This window comes from Protofrankia symbiont of Coriaria myrtifolia (genome assembly GCF_900634755.1).
GTDB classification, from domain to species: domain Bacteria; phylum Actinomycetota; class Actinomycetes; order Frankiales; family Frankiaceae; genus Protofrankia; species Protofrankia coriariae.
The window spans coordinates 1-7762 of record NZ_CAAAFS010000257.1; the positions used below are offsets into that span (position 1 = coordinate 1).

Genomic DNA, 7762 nt, shown 5'->3' on the forward strand with positions numbered 1-7762 from the left:
GCCCCGGCCGGGGCCGCGGCAGCACCCGGGGCTGTGGTCGTCGCGCCGCCGCCGGGCACGGATCACCCGGCGGCGGCGGGGCGACCGGCGGGGCGCCACCAGCGGACGCGGGCTCCACCCGGACGTCCACCCGGGCCGCCGCGGCGTCGGTGACCAGGCAGACCACACCCGCGCCGGGGGCCGAGACGACCGTGGCCCCCGACACCCGCACCAGGTAGCCGTCAGGGTAGGCCTCGGCCGGCACCCGGATCTCGGTCATCGTCCCGGGCCGGAAGACGTTCCCCGCCGGCGACACCGGCAGGTAGGACAGCGCGAGCAGCCGCCCGGACGGGTTGTAGGCCAGGCTCACCGGAACACCCGCGACCGCGGCCGGATAGGGCCTGGCCAGTGCGGCGAGGAGCGGGCCGGTGGGCGGCCGGTCGAAGAACCAGCCGATCTGGGTGCTCTCGGCGGCCGACAGCAGCCGCTGCACGGTCGCCGGATCCCCACCCGCCCAGCCGACCAGCAGCGCGGCCTCGTCGTTGGTCGCCGTGCTCGCGGTCGGGTCGAACAGGGCCGGGCCGCTGCGCCAGAGCAGATGATGGGCGTCCTCGAGCCGCACGGCGCCGGAGAGCAGCGGGGAGTTCGCCGACGCCTGAGCCGCCAGCTCGAAGCCGACCAGGCCGGCGACGTCACGGAAGCGGCTCGACAGCCGCCGCAGGCCCGCGGCGAACGCCTCGTCCCCGGCTCGGGCCGCGGTGGCGGTCGGCACAATTTGGATCATTACGCGCAGGCCCTGCCCGGTGACGGTCGCGACGGACGCGGCAAGCCGGTCGAGCCCGTCACCGACAGTTGGACCAGCGCCAGCGGGCGGCCGGGCCTGGCCGGCGACAGCAGCGGCACCAATGGCCTGGCCGCTGAACGTTCCGTCGGCCTCCATCCGCACGCCGAGGCGTGCCGCGGTGAAGCCGGCGGCGGCCCACCGCGCGACGATGGCCTGGTCGAGGACGGTGTCGGGGGGCACCGACACGCCGCGTACGAACAGCATCCGGCCGTCGAGATCGACGGCGAAGCGCCCCACGCGCAGAACCGTGCCGGCGGGCGGTTCCGGCGCCACCGACCGTACGGGCGCCGGGCTCGCGACACTCGGATCCGGTGCCGGCTGGGCCCAGGCCACGGGTACGGCACCGGCTACCACCTGGATGGCGACCGTGGCGACAGCAGTCGTCAGGGCGAGCCGCCGCGGGGCAGAGCGCGTTCCCGCCGGCCGGGCTGCCCGCGGCCGACGCCGGCGTGACGGATGGTCGGGCGCCGTGAGATCCGCCGATGCGTGCACATCGACCATCCTGCCGTGCCAGAACGACCAACAGCCGGCCCGGGCCGGCGATCAGCCCGCCTGGCGGGTGTCAGTCTGGTCACCCAGGCCCGAGCGGCCGGCCTTGTGACCGCCCCGCCGGCGGGTCCGCGGGGCACGGGGTGCCGACGGCTTCGTCCTGGCCTTCGCCGACGACCGCTCGACCGTACGACCGGCGCCCTCGCGGCCGGGCTCCCCGTCCCCGTCAGAGGAGCCGTCAGCTCCGCTCGCCGCCTCGCCCGTGGCGGCGATCTCGCTTTTGACCCGCTGCGCGTACCTGTCGACGTACTCCTGGCCCGACAACGCCATGAGCTCGTACATGATCTCGTCGGTCATGGACCGGAGCACGAACCGGTCGTCGACCATGCCCTCGTAGCGGCTGAAGTCAAGCGGCCGGCCAATGCGGATGCCGACCCGGCGGATCCTGGGCAGCAGCTTCCCCTGGGGCTGCACCTCGAACGTGCCGATCATCGCGACCGGAATGACCGGAACCTTCGACTCCAGCGCCATCCGGGCAACACCGATCTTGCCTCGGTACAGCCGGCCGTCCGGTGAGCGCGTGCCCTCCGGATAGATCCCCAACAGTTTGCCGCGTTGGAGCACCTTCACACCGCTGCGCAGCGCCATGTCGCTGGCGGCCCCGCCGCTGCGGTCGATCGGGAGCTGGCCCGCGCTGGTAAAGAACAGCCGCTTCAACCAGCCCTTGAATCCCGATCCGGTGAAGTAGTCGCTCTTGGCCAGGAAGGTGACCCGGCGCGGCACGACCAACGGGAGGAACAGGTGGTCGGAGAAGGACAGGTGGTTGCCGGCGAGGATGGCGGGGCCCCGTTCCGGGATGTTTTCCAGTCCCTCCACCCACGGCCGCCAGAACAGCCGCAGGATAGGGGTGAGAAATGCCTTGACGACCCAGTACAACACGTCAGCTCCCGGTGTGGTCGCCCGCCAACATCGTCTCGACACGCATCGGCCCGACACGCCCGCACACGGTGGCCGGGACAACCCTATGGAACCGGGGTGGCTCCGTCCACCACGGGGACCGTCGCGGACGGCCGACCCGCCCACGGCGGCTCGGGGCCGGCGCGAACGCGGGATGCGGCGCAGCCGGCCCCGAACACGGCACCACTGAACACCCCACCATGGAACGCGGCACCACCGAACATGGCACCACCGAACATGGCACCGCTGAACACGGCATCGTGAAGAGCATGGCCTCTACCCGCCCGGCATGCGAGCATGCTGCGGAACCGGTCCGCGCGACGAAAACAGAACAATCCCCCGCCTCCACGGAGTGCGGCCGATCGCGCGCAAGTAACGAGAGGGCGGACACCATGGCAGGCGTACCACGGCGTTCGGTCACACCGGGTACTTCGGTCGTACCCGGTGCGGAGCCGTTCGAACACGACGGCGGCGACACCGGGGTGCTGCTGATCCACGGATTCACGGGCACACCTCAGAGCATGCGCCCCTGGGGCACGTTCCTCGCGGAGGCGGGCCTGACGGTCTGTTGCCCGCTGCTGCCGGGCCACGGCACCCGCTGGCAGGAGATGAACGGCACGACCTGGCACGACTGGTTCGCAGCGGCCGAAGACGCCTTCATCCGCCTGCGGGAACGCTGCTCGACCGTCTTCGTCATGGGGCTGTCCATGGGCGGCACCCTGACCCTGCGGCTGGCGGAGGTGTACGGCCCGGCGTTGACCGGAGTGGCCACGGTCAACCCCAGCCTCGGCACCGATCGGAAGGTGGCCGCGCTCGCCCCGGCGCTCTCCCGCGTGATCCCCTGCGTGGTCGGGGTGGGCAGCGACATCAAGGCCGCGGGTACGGCGGAGGTCGCCTACCGGCGCCTGCCCCTGCGGGCCTTCGTCTCCCTGCGCGAACTGTGGGCGGTGACAGTGGCGGACCTGGGGCGTGTCACCAGCCCGATCCTGACCTTCCGCAGCCGCGTCGACCACGTCGTCGAGGCCACCTCCGGACGGATCCTGCTGGCGGGCGCGACATCGTCCACCGTTTCCGAGCGCATCCTGGAGAACAGTTACCACGTCGCGACTCTCGACAACGACAGACACACAATTTTCGAGGGAAGCCTCCAGTTCGTCGACACGCACACGGTTGTCTCGAGGTGATCGAGGTGATCGAGGTGAGTCGTGCCTGACCTGCCACCATCTGCCGGTGGCCCGCCGCCGGACGCGGGTGGAGCGTCCGGCGGCCCGGCGTACGGACAGCCGCCGCAGGCCGGCCCGCCCGACGCCGAGGCGGGTGGCGCCAGCGCGCCCGGCGCCACCGACCACCGTGGGATACGCCGCGGCGATCCGCCACCCGGGGACGACGGCAGGCCGAAGGAGGATGCGGCCGTTGCCGAGCCGCCGGTGACGGCCGCGGACGCCTCCGGCGGGGACAGCGACGGCGGCGATGCGGAAACGGATCAGGACACCGACCAGGACGCGGTCTTCGCCTCGCTTGTGGCCCGTTTCAACGCCGAGCCCGTGGAGCGGACCTGGCCATCCAGCGAGGACGTCACGGCACGCAACGAGGACGTCACGATGCACACGGAGCCTCCGGGCGCGATCGTGCGTCCGGTCTGGCGCTTACCGCTCGACCCGGGCCAGCAGAAAGATCATATTCTCTTTCCCGTGGACGACAGTGCGGCCACCGGCCCCGCCGGTGACGGACCGAAGATCGATCCGCCGGGCATCCCGGATGATGCCGACGGCTACGACGGCCCCGATGACCCGTCCGACCACTACGACCCACCACCCCCACCGCCAGCACCTCGCATGAAACCCACCACCCGGTGGGCGTTGTGTTCCATCGCCGTCGGCGTCGCGATCCTGTTGGTCCCCACGATTGCCGGGATCGACCATGGCAGGCCCTATGACGTCGGAGGAGTCATGCTTGTGCTGGGCGGAGTCGCCACACTGGTGTTCCGAATGGCGGATCGGCCGCCCACCGACTCGGCGGACGGTGACGATGGCGCGGTCGTCTGATCCGGATTCGCCGGCAGGCGGACCGGGCACCCACGTCAGGGCAGGGAAGGGGCGGCTGCGTGGAGTTCCACGAGAAGGTCGAGATACACGGTCACCTGATGGACACCGGCATTCTCGCCCGGGTACTCGACGACGTTCTCAGTTACGGGGGCGACTACGAGATCAGGAGCATCGATCTCGGCGCGACCCACGATGACGAGTCGCACGCGACGATCGTCGTCGGGGCCGACTCGGCGGAGCAGCTGACCCGCATTCTCATGCGGATCAAGGCCTATGGCGTCAACAGTGTGGAACCGGGTACCGCGCTGCTGCGGGCGGCCGACCGAGACGGGGTCTTCCCCCCCGACTTCTACTCGACCACCAACCTGGAAACCGTGGTCCGCCTCGGCGGCCACTGGGTGCCGGTGGAACATCCCGAGATGGACTGCGGCCTTGTCGTCTCCGACGGGCGGGTACGCACCATCCCGGTCTCCGACGTCCGGGCCGGCGACATGATCGTGTGCGGCGTGTCCGGGGTGAAGGCCGTCCTGCCGGTGACCGACCACTCGACCCGGTTGTACGGCACCTTCCAGGCCCTGTCGTCGCAGTCCGTCTCGTCGTCCACCACCCTGCTGGCGCCGCAGCGGCAGGCCGTGCTGGTCCGCGCGATCGCCCGCCAGATCCGTGAGCTCAAGGCGGAGGGCTTCGGGGTGCTGTGGGTGGCCGGGCCCGCCGTCGTGCACTCCGGCGCCACCCCGGCCATGGTCGCGCTGATCGAGGCCGGCTATGTCGACGTGCTCTTCTCCGGCAACGCCTTCGCCGCCATCGACATCGAAGCGGCCCTGTACGGGTCGGCGTTCGGCAACGAGCCGAGCCGCGGCAAGGGCGCCGAGCGCGGGCACGAGCAGTACATCCGGGCGATCAACACGATCCGGCGCGCCGGATCCATCGTCGCCGCCGTCGACGACGGCATCCTGACCAGCGGGATCATGCATGCTATCGTCAAGGCGAACAAGAAGTTCGTCCTGGTCGGCTCGGTGCGTGACGACGGCCCACTGCCGGACGTCCACACCGACGTGCTGGCCGGCCAGCGGGCCATGCGCGAGGCCCTGCGCGGGATCGGGCTCGCGATAATGATCGCCTCGATGCTGCACTCGGTGGCGACGGGCAACATCCTGCCGGCGTCCATCCCGGTGGCCTGTGTGGACATCGATCCCAGCAGCGTCAGCAGGATCGCTGACCGCGGGTTCTCCCAGGCGGTCGGTGTGGTCACGGATGCCGGGCTGTTCCTGGAGCAGCTGGCCCAGGAACTGGTCGCCGACTACCGCCCGGACACCATCCGCTGATCGAGCTGGCCGCGCCGGCCTGGCAAGGCCGTCCGCGTCGCCGTCCAGCTCGATGACGAACCGTCCAGTGACATATTGAATTCTTTTCAACAACACAAAGTTGCTACAGTAACGTTCAGCTACGGGTCAGGTCGGCGGCGCCGACGATGCCGCCCCAGGCTGCGAGCTGGGCTGTGACGATCCGTGCCTCGGGACGGTGCTGGCGGGCCGACAGGCTGTTCGCGAACTCCACGCGGGCCGGGGCGAGAAGAAGATCACCAGCCTCCGACACCCCGCCGCCGAGCACGAAGAGACCGGGATCGAGAATCGAGGCCAGGCTGGCCATCGCCCGGCCCAGCCAGGTACCGACGTCCTCGAAGCACTTCACCGCGAGCGGATCACCCTCCCGGGCGGCCTCGGTGACCGCCGGACCAGTAAGAGCGCCCACCTCGCCGCCGGCGAGCTCCAGCAGGCGCCGGCCCGCCGTCGGCGAGGTCGTCACCAGCTCACGGGCCTTGCGGACCAGCGCGTTGCCGCTACCGTACGCCTCCAGGCATCCCCGGTTCCCGCACCCGCACAGACGGCCGCCGGTCACCAGCTGCATGTGCCCGATCTCCCCGCCGAGCCCGAACCGCCCCCGGTACAGCCGGCCGTCGAGCACGATCCCGCCGCCGACACCGGTTCCCACCGTCACACACACCAGATCCGGCTCGCCGCGGCCGGCACCGAAGCGGTACTCCCCCCAGGCCATCGCGTTCGCGTCGTTCTCCACGACGACCGGCAGACCGGTGCGGGTGCTCACCTCGTCCCGTAGCGGCTCGTCACGCCAGGCGAGGTTCGGCGCGAACAGCACCCGCGAGCGGTCACGGTCGATCAGGCCCGCCGCCCCGATGCCGACCGCCCGCACCGGCCGCGGCGCCACGGCCGCTCGCAGCTCGCCGACCACCTCGCCGATCAGATCGGCCACCGCGGACGGCTGCTGGCTCGGCGTCGGCCGCCGCAGCGACGACAGAACCGCCCCGGCCCCGTCGACAACACCCGCGGCGACCTTCGTGCCACCGACATCCACGCCGATCACCAGATCGGGCTGTGAGCCGTCCCTACCCGACGTTGTGGGGGTCACTCGACATCGATCCTCTGAACACGCGGCCCGGGCCCCGGCCGCTCAGTTGTCCATCCCCTCACAGCAGTGTCCTCGACGGGGCCGGTACCGGCCGTTGCCGCGCTGCCCGTGCCGGTGTCCGGACGGCCGGCGAGGACCGCCCGCACCGCCGCCGCCAGCGAGGTTGCCGCGGCGAACAGGTGCCCGGCCACCTCCGGTCGGCCCGCGGCCAGGGTGTTGACCAGCCGGCAGAGCGGACACACCTGGCACATGTTCATCGCCGCGGCGTCTGGACGGGCCTCGTGGTGGTCCTCCGGACGCAGGCCGCAGTCGCAACCGGCACCGCCGCCCGCGTCACCGCCGGCGCCGCCGGACGGTGTGGCGGCGCGGCGCCCGGATCCCGTCCGCCCGGGACCGGTACCCCCAGTATGGCCGACATGATCGTTCTTGCCGACGTGGGTGTCGTCACCAGAACGACCGTTGTGATCGGTATAGCCGTTGTGATCGGTATAGCCGTTGTGACCGGCATAGCCGGCGTGATCGGCATAGCCGGTGTGATCGGCATAGCCGGTGTGATCGGCATAGCCGGTGTGATCGGCATAGCCGGTGTGATCGGCATAGCCGGTGTGATCGGCATAGCCGGTGTTACCCGCGTGGGCGTGGGCGGTGTAGGCCTGAATCCCCGGATTTGTGAGCAGGAGGTCACGCACAGCCGCGGCGAGCAGAGCGGCTTCCTGGGCGAGCGGACCCGGCGCCGGCATGGTCATGTGCGCACCCACAGGTCCGGGTCGGGTACAAAGGACACCACCAGCCGATCGTCTCGCAGCACCGCGCCGGTGACGTCACACCGCCGCAGCGCGGACGGCAGGGTGAGCATCCGCCGCTGCGAACCGACCGAGACCATCAGCTCGTCCGCGCCGACCCTGGCAAGGGTGATCTCGGAACGCTCCACGAACGGCAGGGCGATCGAGATCGAGAAGCCGTTCCCGGCCCGTTCGACCCGCAGCGGGCCGATCCCGGCCCGCTGCGGGTCGAACGGGCC

At 71.1% G+C, this 7762-nt stretch carries 8 protein-coding genes; 3 read left to right on the forward strand and 5 right to left on the reverse strand.

Annotation, left to right across the window (positions count from 1 at the left end; translation table 11 throughout):
- A partial coding sequence (locus CM1CMNOD_RS14510) for a hypothetical protein (protein WP_207387502.1) occupies nt 1-1060 on the reverse strand: 1060 nt, incomplete at its 3' end.
- Nucleotides 1061-1366: 306 nt separating this feature from the next.
- The gene (locus CM1CMNOD_RS14515) at nt 1367-2251 is read right to left on the reverse strand and encodes a lysophospholipid acyltransferase family protein (RefSeq protein ID WP_013874353.1); all 885 of its coding nucleotides are present in this window, start codon (nt 2249-2251) and stop codon (nt 1367-1369) included.
- 410 nt (nt 2252-2661) lie between these two features.
- On the opposite strand from CM1CMNOD_RS14515, the gene CM1CMNOD_RS14520 reads away from it, so the two are divergent.
- From CM1CMNOD_RS14520 to CM1CMNOD_RS14530, 3 genes are read left to right on the forward strand one after another with little or no spacing between them, the layout of a single operon-like run.
- Nucleotides 2662-3453, forward strand: coding sequence for an alpha/beta hydrolase (locus tag CM1CMNOD_RS14520; RefSeq protein WP_013874354.1), 792 nt, complete (start codon nt 2662-2664; stop codon nt 3451-3453).
- 21 nt (nt 3454-3474) lie between these two features.
- Nucleotides 3475-4314, forward strand: a complete 840-nt coding sequence (locus CM1CMNOD_RS14525) for a hypothetical protein (RefSeq protein WP_013874355.1) — start codon at nt 3475-3477, stop codon at nt 4312-4314.
- Nucleotides 4315-4373: 59 nt separating this feature from the next.
- Nucleotides 4374-5639: a TIGR00300 family protein gene (locus CM1CMNOD_RS14530; protein WP_013874356.1), complete on the forward strand. Its 1266-nt coding sequence runs from the start codon at nt 4374-4376 to the stop codon at nt 5637-5639.
- A 115-nt stretch (nt 5640-5754) separates the two neighbouring features.
- On the opposite strand, the gene CM1CMNOD_RS14535 is transcribed toward CM1CMNOD_RS14530, so the two are convergent.
- The 3 genes from CM1CMNOD_RS14535 to CM1CMNOD_RS14545 form a co-directional block, all read right to left on the reverse strand.
- Entirely contained in the window at nt 5755-6741 is a 987-nt protein-coding gene (locus CM1CMNOD_RS14535; protein WP_013874357.1) for an ROK family glucokinase, read from the reverse strand.
- Nucleotides 6738-7487, reverse strand: a complete 750-nt coding sequence (locus tag CM1CMNOD_RS14540; RefSeq protein ID WP_013874358.1) for a hypothetical protein — start codon at nt 7485-7487, stop codon at nt 6738-6740. Before CM1CMNOD_RS14540 ends, CM1CMNOD_RS14535 begins: the two co-directional genes overlap by 4 nt.
- Nucleotides 7484-7762 (reverse strand): ArsA family ATPase (locus tag CM1CMNOD_RS14545; protein ID WP_431607660.1); only part of this gene is annotated, 279 nt, incomplete at its 5' end. The genes CM1CMNOD_RS14540 and CM1CMNOD_RS14545, both read right to left, overlap by 4 nt.